The organism is Pseudomonas sp. GM17 (assembly GCF_000282175.2).
Taxonomy (GTDB): Bacteria; Pseudomonadota; Gammaproteobacteria; order Pseudomonadales; family Pseudomonadaceae; genus Aquipseudomonas; species Aquipseudomonas chlororaphis.
Genome location: NZ_CP124732.1, coordinates 4,367,284 through 4,387,910 on the forward strand (window position 1 = coordinate 4,367,284; position 20,627 = coordinate 4,387,910).

Genomic DNA, 20,627 nt, shown 5'->3' on the forward strand with positions numbered 1-20,627 from the left:
CCTGACGCCCTCATCGCGAGCAAGCTGAACTGGTCAAGTAATCCTGGACACCGTTTACGGTGCTTATGCCGCTTTTTGCTCCATAGCTATTGGCGACAAGTAGTTGTTGTAGCTATGGAGCCTGGTGCGGTTGTAGTACATGAAGAAGCGCACGATGTCGGTTTTTGCTTCCTCGACCATACTGTAGCCGCCACGGGGTACCCACTCTGACTTCAGCGTGCCGAAAAAACGCTCTGTCGGCGCATTGTCCCAGCACTGCCCGCGATGACTCATGCTTTGCAAAATGCCGTGGTGCATCAGCTCTTCTTGAAACTTGCGGCTGGTGTACTGACATCCCTGATCTGAGTGAAATATCAGCCCAGGAGGACATGTCCGTACCTCTGTTGCCATGCATAGCGCTTTGCTAACCAAGTGGGCGTCATTGACCAGGGAAAACGCCCAGCCAATGACCCGGCGAGCATACAAATCGATCACGATGGCCAGATGAAACCAGCGTTTGCCCACCATCAGGCTGGTCACATCACCACACCAAACCTGATCGACTGCAGTCGCGTTGAAATTGCGCTTGAGCCGATTGGGTGCGACAAATGCTTCCACTCCTTTGGATCTGAATGGATGAGGTTGGCGTTGTTTACTGACAATGTTGGCCTCCCTCATCAGCGCTCTGACAAGACCCCTTCCAGCTGCAATGTTTTGGGATTTCAGGCTTTTGCTGATCATTCTGGAACCCATGGCTTCGCGGCTTTCACTGTGCAGCTCAACCACTTTCAGCTTGAGCTCTTCGCGTCTGATCCGCGGCTTGGCTCGCCGCTGAATCCACTCATAAAAGCTGCTGCGCTTCACACCGAAAACATGACACACCACGGCAGTCGGAAATGACTCTCTTAGTTCTGCGATCATCGAAAACGATCGGGATCCGACATCAAGAGAGCGGTAGCCTTTTTTAAGATCTCAGCCTCCATCTCCATGCGCTTGATCTTGGCTTTTAGCTCCTGGATCTGGCGCTGATCTTCGGTAATTGCCTTGGTGCCTTTGACTGGCTGCCCCTCGCGTTCCTTGCGAACCTGATCGACCCAGCGACGTAACGCGGTGGGCCCAATGTCCAGCGATGCACAAACGTCTGCAACCGGGCAGTTATCATCAAGCACCATGCTGGCAGCCTGTAGCTTGAACTCGCGGGTATAGACCTTTCTTTCGTTCATGGAACCTCCAAGTTGGCGAAATCATATCGCCCTTAAGAGGTGTCCGGAATTATTAGGCCAGTTCAAGCTCGCTCCTACAGAGGACGCGATCTCTGTAGGAGCGAGCTTGCTCGCGATAAAGCCAACGCCGATTCAAGGCAACAACAGATACACCGCGCTCGCCGCCAGCAGCGCCGCCATGCTGCGGTTGAACAGGCGCATGCCCTTCGGGTTGCTCAGGTACTGGCGCAAAAACGTCCCGGCGTAGGCCCAGCAGGCAATCGACAGGTAGCAGATCACGAAGTACACCAGGGCGAACTGCCACACCAGCAGCGCCTCGCCATTGGCGGCGAACGCGCCCATGCCGGCGACGCAGGCCAGCCAGGCCTTGGGGTTGAGCCATTGCATGATCGCGCCGTACCAGGCCGACGGCGCCTTGGCCTGGCCATCGCTGTTCAGCCGGCCGTCGTCCACCGCCAGCTTCCAGGCCATGAACAGCAGGAAAGCCACCCCGAACAGCTGGATGCCCCGGGTGAGGAACGGCCATAGCCGCAACAGCTCATGCAAACCCAGGCCGATCAGCACCAGCAACAGGACAAAGCCCAGGGTCGCGCCACCGACATGCCGCAGGCTGGCGCGAAAGCCGAACTGCGCGCCGGAACTCAGGGCCACGATATTGACCGGGCCGGGGGTAATCGAAGAGGCTAGCGCGAAGGCCGCCATGGAAAACACTACGCTCATCACACACCTTCAAAGGATCAATCGGAGAGTCCGGTGACCAAGGTAAGTGCGCAGGCCGCCCCTGTATTGAAGAAAAACACCCCCCTCGCTCACGGACGAATCCCATGCCCGATGCTCCCTCCTCCACGACCACCTTCACCGTCCGCCTGCTGTTGCGGGCGCCGACCGCCGCTGACCTGGACGTCGCCCAACTGATCCACGGCGATCCGCGGACCCAGCGCTACAACCCGGCCGGCCCCGACAGTCGCGACAGCTGCCGGCAACGGCTGCAGGGCTGGATAGAACATTGGCGGGAACAGGGTTTCGGCTATTGGGTGGTCTGCGACCGCGCCCAACCCGAGCGGGTGCTGGGATTCGGCGGCGTCATGCACAGCCGCTTCGGCGAGCGCAGCGGGCTGAACCTGTACTTTCGCTTCGCCGTCGATGCCTGGGGCCAGGGGTACGCCAGCGAAATGGCCGACGCCGCGCTGCACCTGGCGTTCCGCGTGCTGGGCAAGGAACAGGTGATCGGCCTGGTGCGCCCCGACAATCTGCCGTCGCGTCGCGCCCTGGAACGCCTGGGCCTGACCCTGGACGGCGAACTGGACGACTTCCCCGGCCTGCCCTCCAGCCTGCTGTACAGCCTCAGCGCCGGACGCTACTTCGCGGCCCAGGCCACATCGCCCACCGACACTGTGCGGAGCCTGGAACCATGAGCCTGATCGAACTGCACCCGGCCCAGCGCGACGAGCTGGAATGCATCGAAAACCTGATGCAGTTCTTCATGTACGAATTCAGCGAGTGGCTGCCGCTCAAGCTCGGCCGCCACGGTCTGTTCCAGATCCAGCCGAAGACCGAATACTGGCGCCAGCCCGGCACCCGTCCCTGGCTGCTGCGGGTCGACGGCGAACTGGCGGGCTTTGCCATCGTCGACGAGCAGGTGCACTTTGCCGAGGTGCAGTACAACCTCGCCTACTTCTTCGTGGCCCGGCGCTTTCGCGGTCGCGGCATCGGCCGACAGGTGGTGAGGCAACTGCTGGAACTGCTGCCCGGGCACTGGCAGATCTTCCATATCGACGACAACCGGCCGGCCCGGGATTTCTGGGCCCGGGTCATTCCCACGCTCGTCGGCGACGCCTACAGCTGTCATCCAATCACGGCAGACGGCTACCCCTGCACCCTGTATAAATTCCACACCCCGACATCGCCCGGGCAATGATCGAGGCCCGGAAAGCCTCGCCCAGCGCCCAGGCACCGGCATGCCCCCTGAGCCACGGCAGTCGGCTGATTAACGCAAAATGCCACTCCAGAGCCTTGCGACCGTTGTTTCGCCGAGCTAAAAAAATATCACGCGTGAGTCATTGAGCCGTAACAAAATCCCCTGTAATGTTCTCACGCGTGATACGTGCACAACGGAGTCACCCCATGAAAAAGACCCTCCCGGCCAGGCAGCCTGCTGACCTACCGGCTTCCTCAGAGAGTCGACAAGGAGAGCGCTCGAAAGCTTCCAGCAGTAAGGCCTCCAGCAACAAGGCCCCCAGCAAGGCTTCCGCCAAGAAGCCGTCGAGCTTCTACATGAAGCAGATGCGCGCGGGCCTGAGTGCCGCTGGTTATGTGAAACACGAAACCTGGGTACTTCCGGAAAACCGGAGCGTGCTCAAGCACATTGAGAAGAAGCTGCGCCAACCCCTGATCGGCGGCGCACCGGTATTGGAGAATGACATGATCGCAGGTGAGAACTGGACCATCGACCGCCTCTTCGGCGCCTTGCAGGCCCTGGACGAAGTGACCTCGAACGAAATCGGCCTGAGCCTGATTCAAGGCGCCGAGCCAAGCATCAAGCTGGAAATGCACGACTTCGGCGGCCTGCCGATCTACATCGCGGTGGTCGGCGAGCAGATCATCGTCGACACCGTGCTGGTGGACCTGGAGTCGATCAACGACGTTGCCCGCTTCAATGACGCGGTGCTGCGCAGCCGGGAGATGTTCCCCCTCTCCTCGATCGGCATCGAGTCCATGCCCAACGGCCAGACTGTCTACAACATGTTCGGCGCCCTGAGCGCCAGTTCGAACCTGACCAACGTGGTGACCGAGGTCAAGACCCTGGTGGACAACGTCCAACGCGCCACCGAAGCCTTCGAAAGCTTCTTCAACTGATTGCCGAGAATCCGGAGTACACCTACATGACTCAGTCCATCTGGAACAAACTGTTCACTGCCCTGCGCGGCGGCGCCAACGAAGTCGGCGAAAGCATCGCCGACCAGCAGGCCCTGCGCATCCTCGACCAGGAAATCCGCGACGCCGACAACGCCCTGTCCAACGCCAAGCGCGAGCTGGTCACCATCATGGCCAAGCACAAGCTGTCCACTGAGCGGGTCAGCGAATTCACCGCGAAGATCGCCGACCTGGAATCCAAGGCCCTCGCCTCGCTGCAGGCCAACCGCGAAGACCTGGCCCTGGAAGTCGCCGAAGCCATCTCGACCCTGACCACCGGCCTGGAAGCGGAGCAGAAGCAAGCCAGCGAATTCGGCGCCTACGCCGAGAATATGCGCAAGGACATCGGCAAGGCCGAAGCGCGCATCCGCAGCCTGCGCCAACAAGTGGACATGGCCAAGGCCCGGGAGAGCGTGCAGAAAGCCCAGGTCAGTGCCTCGATCGCCAGCGGCGGCGCCAACGGCAAGCTGGAAACCGCAGTCAACACCCTGAACCGCCTGCAAGCCAAGCAAGACCAGCGCGCGGCGGAAATGGAAGCCCAGGAGCAACTGGCCGATGCGAGCAACGGCAACGACCTGGAACGCCGCCTGCGCGAAGCCAACATCGTGCCGGACCAGGGCAGCGCCAATGCCATCCTCGAGCGCCTGAAAAAGCAGAAGTCGGTCGAGTAAACAGCGCTGTTGCACCACTCAATCTGTAGGAGCGCAGCTTGCTCGCGATGGTCGTTAACGATGTCGCGTACTGCCTGGATGAGCGCGGCGCCCTCCAGTCCATCGCGAGCAAGCTGCGCGCCTACAGTGAATCGCCTGTGTTTTTTTCGGCCTCCTGGAGGGCCTCGATGGCCGTTGCAAATGGTTTCAAGACCCTAGCGGGCCTGGCCCTGGTAATGATCGCCGTACAGGTGCTCAACAGCCTGAGCGGCTACAGCCTGAATCTCTTCGGCCTGATCCCGCGCACCTTGCAGGGTTTGCCGGGGATACTCGCCTCGCCCTTTCTCCACGGCTCCTTTACCCACCTGACCGCCAACCTGGTGCCCTTCCTGATCCTCGGCGCCATGGTGATCGCCGAAGGCCAGCGGCGCTTCGTGGTGGTCAGCCTGATCATCATCCTGCTCGGCGGCGCGCTGGTCTGGCTGTTCGGCTTCAGGGGCATCCACGTCGGCGCCAGCGCCTGGGTCTTCGGCCTGTGGGCCTACATCCTCACCCGCGCCTGGCTGTTGCGCAGCTGGAGCAGCCTGCTGGCCGCCGCGGTGACGATGTTTCTGTATTCCGGCCTGGTCCTGGGGTTCCTGCCACGGGCCGGGGTGTCCTTCGAAGGGCACATCTTTGGCGCCTTCGCGGGGTTTATCGCAGCAAAAGTGCTTTTATCCGGCGCCAAGCCGATGTCTAATGCCGCGCGGCAATGAGCCATGCCTTGCCCGGGCACGGCACGCTGCATCACGGATAGATCTGCTCATCAGGAAATCAGGGATTCGATGTCGATTTTCATCTTGCTTCGGGTATACGCGGCCACCTTCTTCCAGCGCTTCGGCTGGATGGGCCTGGCCATCGCGCTCGGCGTGCATGCCGCGACCTCCTATCTCGGCCTGGTGGCCTTGGGCGAGCAGCACCTCACCGCGCCCGCGACCTTCATCTATTTCTATTTCACCACCACCCTGACCGTGGGTTATGGCGACCTGTCGCCGCAATCCGCCGCCGGCCGGGTGTTCGTCGCCGTGTGGGTGATGCTCGGCGGCATCGCGCTGCTGACCGCGGCCATCGGCAAGACCACCAGCAGCGTTATGGACCTATGGAGAAAAGGCATGAAAGGCAAAGGCGACTTCACCGGCCAGACCGGGCATACCGTGCTGGTCGGCTGGGAAGGCGCGTCCAGCGAGCGGGTGATCGAATTGCTGCTGCAGGACGAAACCTCCAACGACAACCTGATCGTCATCTGCGACGCCAGCCTCGACGAGAACCCGATGCAGGGCAAGGCCGCCTTCGTCAAGGGCGAAAGCCTGTCGTCCGCGGCCCTGCTGTTGCGTGCCGGGGTGCCCGGCGCCGAACGGGTGCTGGTGCGCACCAGCTCCGACGACCTGACCCTGGCCAGCGTGCTGGCGATCAACCAGCTGCGCCCCAGCGGCCACGTGGTCGCCCACTTCAACGACAGCGAAATCGCCACCCTGGCCGCCTCCTACGCACCGAAGCTGGAGTGCACCTCGAGCATGGCCATCGAGATGCTGGTGCGCTCCTCCCAGGACCCGGGCTCCTCGGTGGTGATCAACGAACTGCTGTGCGTCGGCCAGGGCGCCACCCAATACGTCATGCGCCTGCCCGAGACTTACGAAGGCCGTTTCGCCGAGCTCTACGTACACCTCAAGGAACGCTACAACGCCACCCTGATCGGCTACCGCGCCCGCGGCGCACAACACCCGCAGATCAACCCGCACAGCGATACGCGGATCCAGGGCGGCGAACTCTTCTACATCGCTTCCAGCCGCCTCAAGGACATCGACAATGGGATGGTTTAAACGCTTTCTGGGGCTCCAGGCCCCGGCCACCACAAGCTCGAGCTTCGCCACCGGCCCACTGGGCCTGAGCATGGGCGCGGGCATCCGCTTCGATGCCAGCCTCAAGCTGCTGCTCGCCGACAACAGCCGCGTAGCGATTCCCGGCGACCAGGCGGTCTACAGCGAAGGCCAGGTAGACCTGGGCCAGTCCGAATGGCTGTCGCGCTACTACCTGGACGACGAGGACTACTGGCTGCAGGTGCACACCAGCGGGGGCATCGACGGCCAGGTCAAATCGATCATCCTGTTCAACTACCTGAGCAACCAGGCCGTCAACAGCGAAGCCGAGCTGCGGCGCCTGGCCGGCCCGAACAGCCTGATCGGCCAGCCCACCTACAGCCTCGACGGCGTCGAGTACCTGCGCGAATGGGGCACCGAAGCCGGACAGACCGAGCTGGTGCCGCTGCGCGAGCAAGTGTCCAAGCCGGACGAGACCTTCGCCTTCGAAAGCCACTCGATGCTCTATGCCCGCGACACCGGCCTGACCAATCGCCGCGAGTTCCTGCTGTTTTCCGTGGAGCAATACGCCGACGGCAGCGTCAGCCTGGTGACCTCACTGGGCATTTCCCTGTACATGACCGACCTGCAAACCCTCTGACAAGGACCAGAACCCATGCTTGAAGCCCTTTCCATCTCCCTGAACAAATTCGCCGTGGTCGGTTTCCTGACCTACATCCTCGGCGCGGCCGTGCTGTTCGCCCTGTTCCAGTTCGTCTACACCCGCCTGACGCCGCACAAGGAGTTCCAGCTGATCCGCGATGGCAACGTCTCCGCCGCCATCGCCCTGGGCGGCGCCATCATCGGTTTCGCCATCCCGGCGAGCAACGTCATCGCCTACTCCATCAGCCTGCTGGACTTCGCCGTCTGGGCGCTGATCGCCGCCGTGGTGCAACTGCTGGCGTTCCTGATGACCAGCCTGGTGCTCAAGGGCACTTCGCAGCGCATCCGCAACGGCGAAATCGCCGCCGGCATCTATGTCGCCGCCGTGGCCATCAGCGTCGGCCTGCTCAACGCCGCCTGCATGACCCCTTCGCAGAACTGATCGACCGCACGGAGCCCTCGATGAAACGAAGCCAATACGTTCAGCTCTCCCTGGCCGCCTCGGTGGCCCTGGCGATCTCGGGCTGCAACTCGGAGCCGGAGACCCTCGCGGTCCAGCAGAAATTCAACTTCCAGTCGGTGCAGGAATGCGTGGACGGCAAGATCGCCGTGGACGTCTGCTCCGATGCCTATATCAAGGCCATGGCGGAGCACCGCGCCCAGGCGCCGGTCTACGACAACCAGGCCGATTGCGATGCCGACTTCGTCGAAAACTGGTGCCAGGTGGATTCCAGCGGCAAGTTCGTGCCCAAGCTCGGCGGCTTTGAAATCAACGCCCAGGGCGCCTTCACCCGCGAACAGCTGGCAGCGGCCGGGGTCAGCCCCGAGGCTGGCCGCAGCTCGTCGTTCAGCAGCAATGACAGCGGCCTGCTCACCGGCCTGCTGATCGGCAACCTGCTCAGCGGCGGCAACCGCAACTATTACTCCGAGCCGGTCTACCGCTATCGCGACGACCGCGGCAGCTATGCCAACTCGACGCTCAACCAGCGCATCGCCAGCGGCTCGACCTTCTCCAAGTCACGCCAGGCGCAGTCGGGCAGCGGTTTCCGGACCACCACCCGGCCGATGTCCGTGTCCTCCTCTACCTCCCGCGGCGGCTTCGGCAGCCAGGCCAGCGCCCGCAGCGGCTGGGGCGGCTCCAGCTCCTCGAGCTGGAGTTCGGGACGCTCGAGCAGCTAAGGAACCGCGCCATGAAGAAGATCCTCTGCAACGAACGCCCGGACTGGCGACAGACCGCGGAAAAACTCGGCTTCCTGTTCCACACCATCGACGGCGAAGCCTACTGGGACGAAAGCGCCTACTACCAGTTCAGCCTCAAGCAGATCGAGGACGACCTGGAAGACCCGACCACCGAGATCCATGAGATGTGCATGGACCTGGTGGACCGGGTGGTGCGCAGCGAGGCCCTGCTCGATCGCCTGAGCATCCCGCCGGCCTTCTACGACATGATCCGCACTTCATGGCTCGACGGTCACCCGCACCTCTACGGCCGCCTGGACTTTTCCTACGGCGGCCAGGGCCCGGCCAAGCTGCTGGAGCTCAACTACGACACCCCCACCAGCCTCTATGAAACCGCGGCATTCCAATGGGGCTGGCTGGAGCAGAACATCGAGCGCGGCCTGCTGCCGCGGCATGCCGACCAGTTCAACAGCATCGACACCCGGCTGCACCAGGCTTTCGCCCAGCTGGGGATCAAGCGCCCGTTCTATTTCGCCTCGATGAAGGATTCGGTGGAGGACCGCGCCACCACCGACTACCTGCGCCTGATCGCGGAAAAGGCCGGCATCGAGTCGCGGCACATTGATGTGGAAGACATCGGCCTCACCGCCAAAGGCCGCTTCGTCGATCTGCAGGACCGCTGGATCCCGCACCTGTTCAAGCTGCACGCCTGGGAGTTCATCTTCCACGAACCCTTCGGCGCGGCGATCGCCGCCAGCGACACGCAGTTCTTCGAGCCGGCGTGGAAATCCATCCTCTCCAACAAGGGCATCCTGCCGCTGCTCTGGGAAGCCCACCCGGGCCACCCGAACCTGCTGGAAACCCACCTTGACCCGCACCCGCAACGCGAGGTGCCCAAGGGCTGGGTACGCAAGCCGTTCTTTTCCCGCGAAGGCGCCAACATCGAGTTGCGCACCCCGCAGGACGAGGTGGTCAAGGAAGACGGCCCCTACACCGACGCGCCCTACATCCTGCAGTCCTTCGCCCCGCTGCCGCGCTTTGGCGACAGCTACACCCTGATCGGCTCCTGGGTCATCGGCGACCAGGCCGCCGGCATCGGCGTGCGTGAAGACGACAGCCTGATCACCAAGGACTCCAGCCGCTTCCTGCCGCACCTGATCCTCGACTGATATATCCGCCGGGGCGCGCAATGCGCCTCGGCCTGTTTCTCAACGGCTACAGCACAACAACTATCTCCAGCATTGTTATGGCCGTCATTCAGAACTGCCTTATATAACTTGCCCATCATTTATCTGAGTTCCGCTACAGACCTTACTTAAAGCTGAACGAACATATGATTCGTGGCAATTTAATCTTGACTTGACAGGTGGCCCTGAGTAAATTGCGCGGGCCGGCCAAACCGGCCTTTTTTCAACTCACAAAAGAAGCCAATGGACACAGTATCTAGACGCTGTCTGGTCGATGCGCTTGCGCAGGGCTGGGCACTTAACCCAGAACATGACGGGACTCGACTTTTCGGTCGGGTGAGCTGCGCTAGAGCTTGACGCTCCTTCGTAACTTGCCTTCACCGGAGCCAGTCCGGTCGCGAGGCAACTGTTATGAACTTCAAATCCACTGTAATGCCCGGCGTACGCGCCTTTGCATCGACCATGCGGGTCAAGCCCTGCGCTGAGCGCGCGGCCGTTTCCCGGGTCGGTACCCTGTATTCCACCCCCTCCTCGCAAACCCGGCCGCGGGCCAACTGGCGCGTCTGCCCGGTCACCTGCCGGCTCCAGCAACGCTGGAGTTTCGACGACAGCCAGGACCCTCAGAGTCGGAGCCTGGCCGGCCTCCTCATGCAGGCCGGCCTGCTGCTGAGCCTGTCCCGGGACTCGCACTTCTAGTTCAACCGAAGGCACTTTCAAGTCCTTCCTTAACGTTTTCCCTAATAAGGAATTCGGCAACTTTCTATTGCCTGCTTACAACTAAAAGTTGGTGGTAATTGTTATGGACGAAGCCAGTAGTAGGTTCGTCGCCTGTTCATGTTCATTGAATAGGCGGCGAACGTTAAAACCAATAAAACGCAACTACCTGAATCGATCGCTTACTTGCGGCTCGACATACGTTCGCTCGTCTTTGAATAGGTGAGTGGTCTGTGTGTCGTGCCGCAAGCCTGCGGCAGGAGCACACGTAATGACTACGGTAAAAACCCGCACCTCCTCCTCGCAAAACTCCACCCGCGACGACACCCGGCTGTCGATGCGCGCCGCCCGCGAAGCGCAGAACAGCCTTGGCGTGACCCTGGACAACGTCAAGTCGAACGCCAACGGCCTGACCGAGCTCGACGCCGAAGGCCGCCTGCAGCGCGACGGCTTCAACGAAGTGGCCCACGACCGGCCGCCTCATGCCCTGGTGCAATTGCTGCAAGCCTTCAACAACCCGTTCATCTATGTGCTGATGACGCTGACCGCCATCAGCTTCTTCACCGACTTCTGGCTGCCCCTGCAAGCCGGCGAGGAAACCGACCTGACCGGGGTGATCATCGTCCTGGTCATGGTCCTGGCCAGCGGCCTGATGCGTTTCTGGCAGGAATACCGTTCGGCCAAGGCCGCCGAGGCGCTCAAGGCCATGGTGCGGACCACCGCCACCGTGCTGCGGCGCGAGCAGATGGGCATGAAAGCCGCGCTGCGCGAAGTGCCGATGCGCGACCTGGTGGTCGGCGACATCGTGCAGCTGTCGGCCGGCGACATGATCCCCGCCGATATCCGCCTGATCGAATCCCGCGACCTGTTCATCAGCCAGGCGGTGCTGACCGGCGAGGCGCTGCCGGTGGAGAAGTACGACACCCTGGGCGCGGTGCAGGAGAAATCCGCCCATCGCACAGCGGCGGCTGACCAGCAGGACCTGCTCGATCTGCCGAACATCTGCTTCATGGGCACCAACGTGGTCAGCGGTACCGCCACCGCGGTGGTAGTGGCCACCGGCGCGCGCACCTACTTCGGCTCCCTGGCGCGCTCCATCGTCGGCTCGCGGACCCAGACCGCCTTCGACCGCGGGGTGAACAGCGTCAGCTGGCTGCTGATCCGCTTCATGCTGGTGATGGTGCCGGTAGTGCTGCTGATCAACGGCTTCACCAAGGGTGACTGGGCCGAAGCCTTCATGTTCGCCCTGGCGGTGGCCGTCGGCCTGACCCCGGAAATGCTGCCGATGATCGTCAGCGCCAACCTGGCCAAGGGCGCCGCAGCCATGGCCAAGCGCAAGGTGGTGGTCAAGCGCCTCAACGCGATCCAGAACTTCGGCGCCATGGACGTGCTGTGCACCGACAAGACCGGCACCCTGACCCAGGACCGGATCATCCTCGAGCACCACGTCGATATCAGCGGCAGCCGCTGCGACCAGGTGCTGCAACTGGCCTGGCTCAACAGCTATCACCAGAGCGGCATGAAGAACCTGATGGACCGCGCGGTGGTGAGCTACGCCGAAAACAACCCGAAGTTCAGCGCGCCCGACGCCTGGAGCAAGGTCGATGAACTGCCGTTCGATTTCGTCCGCCGGCGCCTCTCGGTGATCCTCGCCGACGACAGCGGCCATCACCTGCTGGTGTGTAAGGGCGCGGTCGAGGAAATGCTCGACACCGCCACCCGGGTGCGCCAGGACGGCGTCACCGTGGCCCTCGACGCCGGGCGCCGGGCGACGCTGCTGGAGCTGGCCGAGGAATACAACCGCGACGGTTTCCGCGTGCTGCTGGTCGGCACCCGAGACCTGGCGCCGGGGCAGACCCGCCAGCAATACAGCGCCAGCGACGAGCGCGAGCTGATCATCGAAGGCTTCCTGACCTTCCTCGATCCGCCCAAGGAAACCGCCGGCCCGGCCATCGCCGCGCTGCGCGAGAACGGCGTGACGGTGAAGGTGCTGACCGGCGACAACCCGATCGTCACCGCGAAGATCTGCCGCGAGGTCGGCCTGGAAGTCGGCCAGCCGCTGCTCGGACGGGATATCGAGCACATGGACGACGCGGTGCTCGCGCGCCTGGTGGAAGAACGCACGGTATTCGCCAAGCTCACCCCGCTGCAGAAATCCCGGGTGCTCAAGGCCCTGCAGGCCAACGGGCATACCGTGGGCTTCCTCGGCGACGGTATCAACGACGCCCCGGCGCTGCGCGACGCCGACGTCGGTATCTCGGTGGACAGCGGCACCGACATCGCCAAGGAATCGGCGGACATCATCCTCCTGGAAAAGAGCCTGATGGTGCTCGAAGAAGGGGTGATCAAGGGCCGCGAGACCTTCGGCAACATCATGAAGTACCTGAACATGACCGCCAGTTCCAACTTCGGCAACGTGTTCTCGGTGCTGGTGGCCAGTGCGTTCATTCCGTTCCTGCCGATGCTGGCGATCCACCTGCTGCTGCAGAACCTGATGTACGACATCTCCCAGCTGTCGCTGCCGTGGGACAAGATGGACAAGGAATTCCTGCGCAAGCCGCGCAAGTGGGACGCCAAGAACATCGGGCGCTTCATGCTGTGGATCGGGCCGACCTCGTCGATCTTCGACATCACCACCTACGCCCTGATGTGGTTCGTGTTCGCCGCCAACAGCGTGGAAATGGCCGCCCTGTTCCAGTCCGGCTGGTTCATCGAAGGCCTGCTCTCGCAGACCCTGGTGGTGCACATGCTGCGGACCCAGAAGATCCCGTTCATCCAGAGCACCGCGGCGCTGCCGGTGATGCTGATGACCGGCCTGGTGATGGCCCTGGGTATCTACGTGCCGTTCTCGCCACTGGGTGCAATGGTCGGCCTGGTACCGCTGCCGTGGGAATACTTCCCTTGGCTGGTCGGCACCCTGCTGTGCTACTGCGTCGTCGCCCAGACCATGAAGACCCTCTATATCCGTCGCTTCAAGCAATGGTTCTGAGGGCCTGACGGTCCGCTTTGCTGCCATCGCGAGCAAGCTCGCTCCTACAGAACACCCCCCCTTGTAGGAGCGAGCTTGCTCGCGATAGCCGCAAGGCGGCGCTACCCCAGGCACCGCCCATCCAGGTATCGCAAACACCGGGCCCCGCCCAAGTGGAGCACCCAGAATGAAACCGATCATCGAGCTGCTGTCATCGGCCGAACGCGCCTTGCGCGCGCTGCTGGTGATCGTCCTGGAGCGGATCGCCACCCTACTGACCAAGGCCAGCGTGCGGCTATATGCCCGGGGCCTGCTGAGCGGGGTCGAGATCCGCCTGCTGCTGGGCTTTGCCAGCGCCCTTCATCGCCGCTGCATCCGCCTGCTGCGATCCGCCAAGCCATGAAACACACAAGGGAGAGTCCTCATGTCGGGAACTACTCTGCTGATCAACCTCGCTGGCTCCATCGCCCTGCTGCTGTGGGGCACCCAGATGATTTCCTCGGCGCTGCTGCGCGGCTTCGGCACCCAGCTGCGCCAGTGGCTGGGGCAGCACCTGAACAACCGCTGGATGGCCCTGCTGTCCGGCATCGCCATCACCGGGGTCCTGCAAAGCAGCACCGCGGTGAGCCTGATGGCCAGCTCCTTTACCGCCACCGGCACCCTGGGCCTGGCCCCCGCGCTGGCGGTGATGCTCGGGGCCAATATCGGCTCGACCCTGGTGGTGCAACTGCTCAGCGTCGATATCTCGATCCTCACGCCGCTGGTGCTGCTGGCGGGCTTTATCGTGTTCCGCCTGCGCGACGACTCGCGTTTTGAAAGCCTCGGCTGCGCGCTGATCGGCCTGGGGCTGATGCTGCTGGCCCTGCGCATGCTCGGCGGCACCCTGGGCGAAGTGGAAGGCACGCCGGTGTTCGCCGCGCTGATGCGTGGCCTCGACGGCGACCTGCTGATCGCCCTGCTGGCGGCGGCGCTGCTGACCTGGCTGTGCCATTCCAGCGTCGCCGTGGTGCTGCTGGTGGCGTCCCTGGCCGCCACCGGGCTGCTGTCGTCGGTGACCGCCATGGCCCTGGTGCTGGGGATCAATATCGGCGGCGCCCTGCCGTCGCTGCTCAACGCCGACTCCAGCGTCGCCCGGCGCCTGCCCCTGGGCAATCTGCTGGTGCGCCTGTGCGGTGTCGCCGTGCTGCTGCCGTGCCTGCCCTGGATCGCCCAGAGCGCGCCGGTCGCCGCCCTCGATGCCAGCCTGCAAGTGGTGTACCTGCACAGCCTGTTCAACCTGGTGCTGGCCCTGCTGTTCATCGGCCTGACCGGGCCCATGGCGACGCTGCTCAGCCGCCTGCTGCCGGAGCCGCCGCGCGACGTCGACCCAGGCATGCCGCACTACCTGGACGAAGCCGGCCTGGCGGTGGCCAATATCGGCCTGTCCAACGCCGCCCGCGAGGCCCTGCGCCTGGCCGACATGCTGTCGCTGATGCTCGACCGGGTGCTGCGCCTGTTCCAGGCCTCGACCCCGGCCGGTGCCGATGAGGTGCGCCGCATTGACCAGTCGCTGGACCTGCTCAGCGCCGCGATCCGCGCCTACCTGGCGGACATCGGCCAGGACGGCATCAGCGACCAGGACGCCGACCGTGCCCAGGAAATCCTGCTGTTCGTGATCAACCTGGAACACGCCGGCGACATCCTCTCCAGCAGCCTGACCCAACTGGCGGCGCGCCGGCTGCGGCGCGGCGAGCAGTTCTCGGTGTTCGAGCTGGACTGCATCGAGCCCTTGCACCAGGCCGTGGTCGACAGCCTGAGCCTGGCGATCACCGTGTTCCTGCGCGAAGACCTGGCCAACGCCCACCAACTGGTGAACCGCAAGGAACTGGTCAGGCGGCTGGAAGCCGACGCCAGCCGCGAGCACTTTCGCAGCCTGCGCGAAGACCGCACGGCCTGGGCTGAGTCCGGCGACATTTTCCAGCGGGTGCTGCGCGACTACCGGCGCGTGCACCACCACATCGCGGCCCTGGCTTATCCGGCGCTGGAGCGGGCCGGCGAGCGCGACCTGGATAACACCGAACTGGGCGAAATGCTCCTGGACAACCCGTTGAGCATCCAGCCGACGGCGCAGGAGACCGCACGATGCGTGTCCTGATCTGCGCCGGGCGCCACTGCGCCGACGTCCAGCTGTGCCGGCGGGTGCTCGACGCCTTTCAGCGCCTGCATGAAGTGCAGGTGCTGATCCACGGCGGCAGCCAGTTCCTCGGCGCAGAAATAGAAGACTGGGGCCGGGAAATCGGCGCCGACATCGTGCGTTACCCGGCCAACTGGCAACTGCACGGCAAGCTCGCCGAACGCCTGCGCAACGCCTTCATGTTGCGCGACAGCCGGCCCGACATGGTGATCGCCCTGCCCGGCGGCGACGACACCGAAGAGCTGGTGGCCCTGGCCAGGGCCGCGGGCATCCAGACCCTGTCAGTGAGCGACTGGCAATAACCCTTTTCCCACTCGACTACTTCCCCACTCGACTACGCAGCGGCCCACACAGCGCGGCCGCTGCCCACGCCTTAGCGAGAACCGACATGTCCAAATACAGCCCTTCGCGCCACAACCGCTTCGCCAGCCTCACCCGCGACCTGCCCCCAGCGAAACGGCGCATGCTGCGACGCAACCTGATGTTCGTCACCATCACCCTGAGCCTGATCGGCCTGCTGACCCTGGTCGCCAAGGCCAACGCCGCGGGCGGCGCCTATGTGGTGGACGACGGCGCGATCAACGCCCCGGGAGAGTGCAACCTGGATATCTGGTACCAGAGCCTGCGTCACCAGGGTTCCAACCATGGCGCGGTGATCTCCCCGGCCTGCACCTTCGCCGGCCTGCCCTGGTTGCAGGTGGGTGCCGCCATTGAGCGCAACCGTGAGGACGGCCACGGCGAAACCCAACTGAGCCCGCAACTCAAGGCGCAACTGTGGAACCGCGAAGACCTGGGCCTGCAACTGGCGCTGGCGACGTCCGCGCATTTCGCCCTCAACCGCAACCACTCGTTCGACGGTGGCGACATCAGTCTGCCCCTGACTTATCAGCCCCTGGACAGCCTGCGCCTGAACCTCAACGCCGGCTGGGCCCACGCCTATGACGACGGCCAGCAGAACCACCACTGGACCTGGGGCGGCGGCTTCGAATACGACCTGGGCGAACGCCTGACCCTGGTCGCCGAGCGTTACGGCCAGCGCGGCGGCGAGCAGGCCTGGCAAGCCGGGCCACGGCTGCACCTGGGGGCGAACCTGGACCTCGACCTGGTGCTCGGTGGCCAGTTGAACGAAGGCCGCGACCACTGGCTGACCAGCGGCGCGACCTTGAGGTTCTAGAGGCTGTTTCAGAAAGGTCACGCCAGGGACAACGCGGTGTGCCTGACACACCGCCTCGCGAGCAAGCTGCGCTCCTACAGGATCGGCGCCTGCCGCGAGTCCGCGCTCGCCGCAACGCCTGTAGGAGCCAGCTTGCTGGCGATAGGCGCAGCGCGCCGGCAGGTCAGACTAATGCAGACTCAGCGGATATCGCTGCGCCGATACAGGCTCAGGCCCAGCGCCAGCACCGCGAGCATGCCGGCGCAGCTGCGGTTGATCCACAGCATCGCCCGCGCGGAGAAGGTGCGCATGGCATAGCGCCCGCCAAAGGCGTAGGTCGCCATCATCACGCAATTGATCGCCGTGCTGACCAGCGCCAGGATCAGGTACTGCTGCGCCACCGGCTGGTCGGGGCGCACGAACTGCGGCAGGAAGGCCGAGAAAAACAGCAACCCCTTGGGGTTCGACAACCCCACCAGCAATGAGCGCATGAACGCCCCGCGCCCGCTGCTGGCAGCGCCGCTGCTCTGCGCAGCCAGCGCCGTTGTCGGCGCCTTCCACAGCACCCACGCCAGGTACAACAGGTACGCCGCGCCGCCCCACTTGACGATGGAAAACAGCTGCTCGGAAGCTTGCAGCAACGCCCCCAGGCCGCAGCCCACCGCACCGATCAGCAGCAGGTCGGACAGCATCGCGCCAGCCATGCCGCAACCGGCGATGCGCATGCCATGGGTGGCACCGTTATTGAGAGCCAGCAGCATCGACGGCCCCGGGGTCATCATCACCGCGCTGACGGTGACGACGTACAAAAACAATGTGGTGGCGTCCATCCGAACCCTCCGTAAAACCACAGGTACAACAGGTCGGCCAGCATACACCAGGCGCTTTCAGCCCGGCAGCGAAGCGCCCCAGTCCGCCACCTGGCGGGCGCTGATGCTGACGCCGCCGCACACCACGATCACCACGTCCCGCGCCGCGGCGATGGCCGGGTGATCGAGGTAGGCCACCGCCAGCGAGACGCCGCAGGCCGGCTCCACCAATTGCCGCAGATCGTCGGCATAACGCACCACGCCGAGGATCGCCTCGGCATCCGACAACACCAGCGACTGATAGGGAAAACCCTGGATCTGCTGCAACGGCCAGGCCGCCACCTGGGCCGCGCCGAGGGAACTGGCGACGGTGTCGATCTTCGCCAGTTTGACCGGATGCCCGGCCGCCAGCCCCGCAGCAAAGGAAGCGCTGCCGGTGGTTTCGCAGGTGATGATCCGGCAGTCCTGGCGCTGGTGGTGCAGCAGGCCGGTGAGGATGCCGGCCAACAAGCCTCCGCCACCCACCGACGCCACTATCGTGTCGACCTGCGGACAGTCTTCGAGGATTTCATCGACCATGCTGCTGTGCCCTTGCCACAGCACCGGGTGGTCGAAGGCCGGCACGTATTCGCTGTCGGCAGCGCTGCTCAGTTGCAGCGCGCGCTCGTTGGCTTCATCCCAGACCTGGCCATGCACCAGCACCTCGGCGCCGGTCCGGGCGATGCGTTCGCGGGTGGTTTGCGCGGTGGTCTGCGGCACCACGATGCAGGCTTGCAGGCCAAGGCTGGCCGCCGCCATCGCCGTGGCCAGCCCGGCATTGCCGCCGGACGGACAGACCACGCGGCGCTTGCCCTGCCGCGCCGCCTGGGTACAGAGCAGGCCCAGGCCGCGCATCTTGAACGAGCCGCCGGGCTGCAGGTTTTCCAGTTTGAGCCAGATGCGCCGGGTGGCCGTGGACAACCCGGGATGCAGGATCAGGGGGGTGCGGATATGCAGCATCATGGGCTCCTTGGACGAAGACGGGCGTCTTGCAACCATAGATGCTCAGGCTAGCCTATGCCGCCTCCCCCCTGGCCGCTCGCCGGTCAGCGAATCGGCGGTATGCGGATATCGCCTTGGCGGCACTGGGTGCGCACGCCCTTGCCACAGGCGCCGAACCCCAGGTTCTTGTCCAGGCAGACCCGCACTTCGGAGAGTTCCGGGCCGCTGCACAACACTGCTACGCCCTTCTCCGGAATGCCCGGGTTGGCTTGGCGGAACAACTGCTCGATCTCCCGGGCCTCGAAGTAATGCACGGTGGTCGAAGGTTCCAGCACCTGAGGAATCTTCACCTTGCCCAGGGCCTGGTCGGAGGTCTCCAGGTAGCCCATGGCGCCCAGTCCGCTGCAGGTGCCGTGCTTGCTCCATTCGTGCTCCATCAGCTTGGCAGTGGGGAACAGGGTCAGGCCCTTGGCCCGCTCTTCGGCGTTCAGCTGCGTCAAGGGCGGGCAGGACTGCGGCCAGCCGCCCTTGGCGTATTGCGGCCACAGGCCATGCAGGACAAAACCGTAGCCCTTGCCGGAGCACTGCTCGTTTTCCGGATGGGTCAGGCAAAAGGTCGGCGACCAGGACAGCGACAGCAGGTAGTAGTCGAACACCCCGGCGACCGAGTCGCGCTGCTGTCGCGCCTCTCGTGCCTGGCTGACCCCGACGGTGCAGATCATCAGCGCGGCCAGTACCGCGGTTGCGAACAGTTTTCTCATAGACCCTCTCCTTGGGATGGGGCAGTGAATGAACGGCCCCGTAGTGACCTGGCCGGTAGCGGCCAGACACTCTTCTTGGCACGGGGCTGTTGCAGGAAGATGACAGGCCGGCTTCTCCAGGGAAGAAGCCAGTCGATACTAGCGAAGCGTTGTAGCAGACAGATCGGGTTGGCGCCATGGCCGACAGATTACGAACCGGTCATGGACTCGCGGTGAATACTAGCCTCTGTAGGAGCGAAGCGTCGTATCAGGCACACCGCGTTACCCCAATCGCCGGCAATCGAGCGTCGACCGGCCGCTCCTACAGAAGCATCTGCGGGGTGAACGAAATAACGACCATCGGCGCCAAGTGCGCAAGATCGTTCAAGCCATTTCCGTCGCGGGCTGGCACAGTCGGTTCCCGTTCCTTGATTGCAGGCTGTCATGTCCAGCGTTCTTCTTCCCCGCACCGCGTTCCTGCGTGGTGCCGTTGCCATCCTGCCGCTGTCCCTGGCCACCGCGCCCTGGGGCCTGCTGGCGGGTTCCATGGCCATCGAGGCCAACCTCACGCCCCTGCAAGGCCAGGGTTTGTCGAGCATCGTCTTCGCCGGCGCCGCGCAGCTGGTGGCGATCGGCATGCTCAAGGGCGGCGCGGGGATTTTCTCGATCCTGCTCACCACCCTGCTGCTGACCTCCCAGCACCTGCTGTACGGCATGAGCATGCGTTCGGTGATTGCGCCGCTGCCGGGGCGCTGGCGGGTCGGCCTGGGGTTCCTGCTCACCGATGAGCTGTTCGCCCTGACCAGCCAGCACGACAAGCAGCAGTTCGACCGCTGGTACGCCCTCGGCGTGGGCCTGACCTTCTACATCGCCTGGAACCTGTTCACCCTGGCCGGCATCGTCCTCGGGCGCGCCATTCCCGGGCTCGAACACCTGGGCCTGGACTTCTCCATCGCCGCAACCTTTATCGCCCTGATCACGCCACTGGTGCGCAACGTGCCGACCGTGGTCTGCGTGGCCGTGTCGCTGTTCTGCTCGGTGCTGTTCAGTTACTGGCAATGGGGCTCGGCCCTGGTGCTGTCGGGCCTGCTGGGCATGACCGCAGGTTTTCTCTGCAACAAGTTCTACCGGGAGCGCACATGATGGTCTGGGCAGTGATTTTCGGCATGGGCTTGCTGGTATTTCTCAACCGCTATGTATTTCTCGAACCGCGCCTGCCGGTACGCCTGAGCAGCAACGCCCGGCAGTTCCTCGGTTTCGCCGTACCGGGCATGCTCACCGCGATCTGCGGGCCGATCGTGTTCATGCCCGAGCACCAGCTGAACCTGGCCTACGACAACCCGTACCTGATCAGCTCGCTGGTGGCCATCGTGCTGGTGATCTACACCCGCAACACCCTGGTCAGCATGCTGCTGAGCATGGCGTTCTTTTTCCTGCTGCGCTGGTGGTTGTAGGGGCTG

At 63.9% G+C, this 20,627-nt stretch carries 24 protein-coding genes; 18 read left to right on the plus strand and 6 right to left on the minus strand.

Going from position 1 to position 20,627, the window contains the following annotated elements:
- Positions 1 to 63: 63 nt before the first annotated feature.
- The 3 genes from PMI20_RS19655 to PMI20_RS19665 all read right to left on the minus strand — a co-directional run bounded on the left by PMI20_RS19655 (position 64) and on the right by PMI20_RS19665 (position 1,922).
- A complete protein-coding gene (locus PMI20_RS19655) occupies positions 64 to 900 on the minus strand; it encodes an IS3 family transposase (RefSeq protein WP_007927360.1) in 837 nt (278 codons plus the stop codon).
- Positions 897 to 1,202: an IS3 family transposase gene (locus tag PMI20_RS19660; protein ID WP_007927361.1), complete on the minus strand. Its 306-nt coding sequence runs from the start codon at positions 1,200 to 1,202 to the stop codon at positions 897 to 899. The genes PMI20_RS19655 and PMI20_RS19660 overlap by 4 nt, the downstream gene beginning before the upstream one ends.
- 132 nt (positions 1,203 to 1,334) lie before the next feature.
- Positions 1,335 to 1,922 (minus strand): LysE family translocator, encoded by a 588-nt coding sequence (locus PMI20_RS19665; protein ID WP_007927362.1) that lies wholly within the window; start codon positions 1,920 to 1,922, stop codon positions 1,335 to 1,337.
- A 104-nt stretch (positions 1,923 to 2,026) separates the two neighbouring features.
- On the opposite strand from PMI20_RS19665, the gene PMI20_RS19670 reads away from it, so the two are divergent.
- From PMI20_RS19670 to PMI20_RS19745, 16 genes are all read left to right on the plus strand, one after another.
- The gene (locus PMI20_RS19670) at positions 2,027 to 2,617 is read left to right on the plus strand and encodes a GNAT family N-acetyltransferase (protein ID WP_007927363.1); all 591 of its coding nucleotides are present in this window, start codon (positions 2,027 to 2,029) and stop codon (positions 2,615 to 2,617) included.
- Complete coding sequence (locus PMI20_RS19675) at positions 2,614 to 3,120, plus strand: GNAT family N-acetyltransferase (protein WP_284168849.1); 507 nt, start codon at positions 2,614 to 2,616, stop codon at positions 3,118 to 3,120. Before PMI20_RS19670 ends, PMI20_RS19675 begins: the two co-directional genes overlap by 4 nt.
- 206 nt (positions 3,121 to 3,326) lie before the next feature.
- A complete protein-coding gene (locus tag PMI20_RS19680) occupies positions 3,327 to 4,058 on the plus strand; it encodes a YjfI family protein (RefSeq protein ID WP_007920971.1) in 732 nt (243 codons plus the stop codon).
- A gap of 26 nt (positions 4,059 to 4,084) precedes the next feature.
- Entirely contained in the window at positions 4,085 to 4,786 is a 702-nt protein-coding gene (locus PMI20_RS19685) for a PspA/IM30 family protein (protein WP_007920973.1), read from the plus strand.
- 167 nt (positions 4,787 to 4,953) lie between these two features.
- Positions 4,954 to 5,520, plus strand: a complete 567-nt coding sequence (locus tag PMI20_RS19690; protein ID WP_037033661.1) for a rhomboid family intramembrane serine protease — start codon at positions 4,954 to 4,956, stop codon at positions 5,518 to 5,520.
- A gap of 69 nt (positions 5,521 to 5,589) precedes the next feature.
- A complete protein-coding gene (locus tag PMI20_RS19695) occupies positions 5,590 to 6,624 on the plus strand; it encodes a potassium channel family protein (RefSeq protein ID WP_007920975.1) in 1,035 nt (344 codons plus the stop codon).
- The gene (locus PMI20_RS19700) at positions 6,611 to 7,261 is read left to right on the plus strand and encodes a DUF2491 family protein (RefSeq protein WP_007920976.1); all 651 of its coding nucleotides are present in this window, start codon (positions 6,611 to 6,613) and stop codon (positions 7,259 to 7,261) included. The genes PMI20_RS19695 and PMI20_RS19700 overlap by 14 nt, the downstream gene beginning before the upstream one ends.
- A gap of 15 nt (positions 7,262 to 7,276) precedes the next feature.
- Complete coding sequence (locus PMI20_RS19705) at positions 7,277 to 7,705, plus strand: DUF350 domain-containing protein (RefSeq protein ID WP_007920977.1); 429 nt, start codon at positions 7,277 to 7,279, stop codon at positions 7,703 to 7,705.
- A gap of 20 nt (positions 7,706 to 7,725) precedes the next feature.
- Complete coding sequence (locus PMI20_RS19710) at positions 7,726 to 8,442, plus strand: DUF1190 domain-containing protein (RefSeq protein ID WP_007920978.1); 717 nt, start codon at positions 7,726 to 7,728, stop codon at positions 8,440 to 8,442.
- An 11-nt stretch (positions 8,443 to 8,453) separates the two neighbouring features.
- Positions 8,454 to 9,611 (plus strand): glutathionylspermidine synthase family protein, encoded by a 1,158-nt coding sequence (locus tag PMI20_RS19715; RefSeq protein ID WP_007920980.1) that lies wholly within the window; start codon positions 8,454 to 8,456, stop codon positions 9,609 to 9,611.
- 429 nt (positions 9,612 to 10,040) lie between these two features.
- A complete protein-coding gene (locus tag PMI20_RS19720; RefSeq protein WP_007920982.1) occupies positions 10,041 to 10,325 on the plus strand; it encodes a hypothetical protein in 285 nt (94 codons plus the stop codon).
- Positions 10,326 to 10,614: 289 nt separating this feature from the next.
- Positions 10,615 to 13,332 (plus strand): magnesium-translocating P-type ATPase, encoded by a 2,718-nt coding sequence (gene mgtA, locus PMI20_RS19725; RefSeq protein ID WP_007920983.1) that lies wholly within the window; start codon positions 10,615 to 10,617, stop codon positions 13,330 to 13,332.
- Positions 13,333 to 13,498: 166 nt separating this feature from the next.
- Complete coding sequence (locus PMI20_RS19730) at positions 13,499 to 13,714, plus strand: hypothetical protein (protein WP_007920984.1); 216 nt, start codon at positions 13,499 to 13,501, stop codon at positions 13,712 to 13,714.
- Between the two features lie 21 nt (positions 13,715 to 13,735).
- Entirely contained in the window at positions 13,736 to 15,445 is a 1,710-nt protein-coding gene (locus PMI20_RS19735; protein WP_007920986.1) for a Na/Pi cotransporter family protein, read from the plus strand.
- Complete coding sequence (locus PMI20_RS19740; protein WP_007920988.1) at positions 15,433 to 15,786, plus strand: DUF2493 domain-containing protein; 354 nt, start codon at positions 15,433 to 15,435, stop codon at positions 15,784 to 15,786. Before PMI20_RS19735 ends, PMI20_RS19740 begins: the two co-directional genes overlap by 13 nt.
- Before the next feature lie 86 nt (positions 15,787 to 15,872).
- Complete coding sequence (locus PMI20_RS19745) at positions 15,873 to 16,658, plus strand: PA4824 family protein (RefSeq protein ID WP_007920990.1); 786 nt, start codon at positions 15,873 to 15,875, stop codon at positions 16,656 to 16,658.
- A gap of 179 nt (positions 16,659 to 16,837) precedes the next feature.
- Here the strand turns inward: PMI20_RS19745 and PMI20_RS19750 are convergent, their stop codons facing one another.
- The 3 genes from PMI20_RS19750 to PMI20_RS19760 all read right to left on the minus strand — a co-directional run bounded on the left by PMI20_RS19750 (position 16,838) and on the right by PMI20_RS19760 (position 19,188).
- Positions 16,838 to 17,467, minus strand: coding sequence for a LysE family translocator (locus PMI20_RS19750; RefSeq protein WP_007920992.1), 630 nt, complete (start codon positions 17,465 to 17,467; stop codon positions 16,838 to 16,840).
- Positions 17,468 to 17,524: 57 nt separating this feature from the next.
- On the minus strand, positions 17,525 to 18,445 hold the full coding sequence (locus tag PMI20_RS19755; protein ID WP_007920994.1) for a pyridoxal-phosphate dependent enzyme: 921 nt from the start codon (positions 18,443 to 18,445) through the stop codon (positions 17,525 to 17,527).
- Between the two features lie 86 nt (positions 18,446 to 18,531).
- The gene (locus PMI20_RS19760; protein WP_007920996.1) at positions 18,532 to 19,188 is read right to left on the minus strand and encodes a ribonuclease T2 family protein; all 657 of its coding nucleotides are present in this window, start codon (positions 19,186 to 19,188) and stop codon (positions 18,532 to 18,534) included.
- Between the two features lie 423 nt (positions 19,189 to 19,611).
- On the opposite strand from PMI20_RS19760, the gene PMI20_RS19765 reads away from it, so the two are divergent.
- Both PMI20_RS19765 and PMI20_RS19770 read left to right on the plus strand, forming a co-directional pair.
- Positions 19,612 to 20,310, plus strand: a complete 699-nt coding sequence (locus tag PMI20_RS19765) for an AzlC family ABC transporter permease (protein ID WP_007920998.1) — start codon at positions 19,612 to 19,614, stop codon at positions 20,308 to 20,310.
- Positions 20,310 to 20,621, plus strand: a complete 312-nt coding sequence (locus tag PMI20_RS19770; protein ID WP_009043562.1) for an AzlD domain-containing protein — start codon at positions 20,310 to 20,312, stop codon at positions 20,619 to 20,621. The genes PMI20_RS19765 and PMI20_RS19770 overlap by 1 nt, the downstream gene beginning before the upstream one ends.
- The last annotated feature ends 6 nt before the right edge of the window (positions 20,622 to 20,627 follow it).

Bases quoted from the DNA above. Each gene is read 5' to 3' on its own strand.
- PMI20_RS19655 (WP_007927360.1), bottom strand. From the start codon at position 900: ATGATCGCAGAACTAAGAGAGTCATTTCCGACTGCCGTGGTGTGTCAT.
- PMI20_RS19660 (WP_007927361.1), bottom strand. From the start codon at position 1,202: ATGAACGAAAGAAAGGTCTATACCCGCGAGTTCAAGCTACAGGCTGCC.
- PMI20_RS19665 (WP_007927362.1), bottom strand. From the start codon at position 1,922: ATGAGCGTAGTGTTTTCCATGGCGGCCTTCGCGCTAGCCTCTTCGATT.
- PMI20_RS19670 (WP_007927363.1), top strand. From the start codon at position 2,027: ATGCCCGATGCTCCCTCCTCCACGACCACCTTCACCGTCCGCCTGCTG.
- PMI20_RS19675 (WP_284168849.1), top strand. From the start codon at position 2,614: ATGAGCCTGATCGAACTGCACCCGGCCCAGCGCGACGAGCTGGAATGC.
- PMI20_RS19680 (WP_007920971.1), top strand. From the start codon at position 3,327: ATGAAAAAGACCCTCCCGGCCAGGCAGCCTGCTGACCTACCGGCTTCC.
- PMI20_RS19685 (WP_007920973.1), top strand. From the start codon at position 4,085: ATGACTCAGTCCATCTGGAACAAACTGTTCACTGCCCTGCGCGGCGGC.
- PMI20_RS19690 (WP_037033661.1), top strand. From the start codon at position 4,954: ATGGCCGTTGCAAATGGTTTCAAGACCCTAGCGGGCCTGGCCCTGGTA.
- PMI20_RS19695 (WP_007920975.1), top strand. From the start codon at position 5,590: ATGTCGATTTTCATCTTGCTTCGGGTATACGCGGCCACCTTCTTCCAG.
- PMI20_RS19700 (WP_007920976.1), top strand. From the start codon at position 6,611: ATGGGATGGTTTAAACGCTTTCTGGGGCTCCAGGCCCCGGCCACCACA.
- PMI20_RS19705 (WP_007920977.1), top strand. From the start codon at position 7,277: ATGCTTGAAGCCCTTTCCATCTCCCTGAACAAATTCGCCGTGGTCGGT.
- PMI20_RS19710 (WP_007920978.1), top strand. From the start codon at position 7,726: ATGAAACGAAGCCAATACGTTCAGCTCTCCCTGGCCGCCTCGGTGGCC.
- PMI20_RS19715 (WP_007920980.1), top strand. From the start codon at position 8,454: ATGAAGAAGATCCTCTGCAACGAACGCCCGGACTGGCGACAGACCGCG.
- PMI20_RS19720 (WP_007920982.1), top strand. From the start codon at position 10,041: ATGAACTTCAAATCCACTGTAATGCCCGGCGTACGCGCCTTTGCATCG.
- mgtA (WP_007920983.1), top strand. From the start codon at position 10,615: ATGACTACGGTAAAAACCCGCACCTCCTCCTCGCAAAACTCCACCCGC.
- PMI20_RS19730 (WP_007920984.1), top strand. From the start codon at position 13,499: ATGAAACCGATCATCGAGCTGCTGTCATCGGCCGAACGCGCCTTGCGC.
- PMI20_RS19735 (WP_007920986.1), top strand. From the start codon at position 13,736: ATGTCGGGAACTACTCTGCTGATCAACCTCGCTGGCTCCATCGCCCTG.
- PMI20_RS19740 (WP_007920988.1), top strand. From the start codon at position 15,433: ATGCGTGTCCTGATCTGCGCCGGGCGCCACTGCGCCGACGTCCAGCTG.
- PMI20_RS19745 (WP_007920990.1), top strand. From the start codon at position 15,873: ATGTCCAAATACAGCCCTTCGCGCCACAACCGCTTCGCCAGCCTCACC.
- PMI20_RS19750 (WP_007920992.1), bottom strand. From the start codon at position 17,467: ATGGACGCCACCACATTGTTTTTGTACGTCGTCACCGTCAGCGCGGTG.
- PMI20_RS19755 (WP_007920994.1), bottom strand. From the start codon at position 18,445: ATGCTGCATATCCGCACCCCCCTGATCCTGCATCCCGGGTTGTCCACG.
- PMI20_RS19760 (WP_007920996.1), bottom strand. From the start codon at position 19,188: ATGAGAAAACTGTTCGCAACCGCGGTACTGGCCGCGCTGATGATCTGC.
- PMI20_RS19765 (WP_007920998.1), top strand. From the start codon at position 19,612: ATGTCCAGCGTTCTTCTTCCCCGCACCGCGTTCCTGCGTGGTGCCGTT.
- PMI20_RS19770 (WP_009043562.1), top strand. From the start codon at position 20,310: ATGGTCTGGGCAGTGATTTTCGGCATGGGCTTGCTGGTATTTCTCAAC.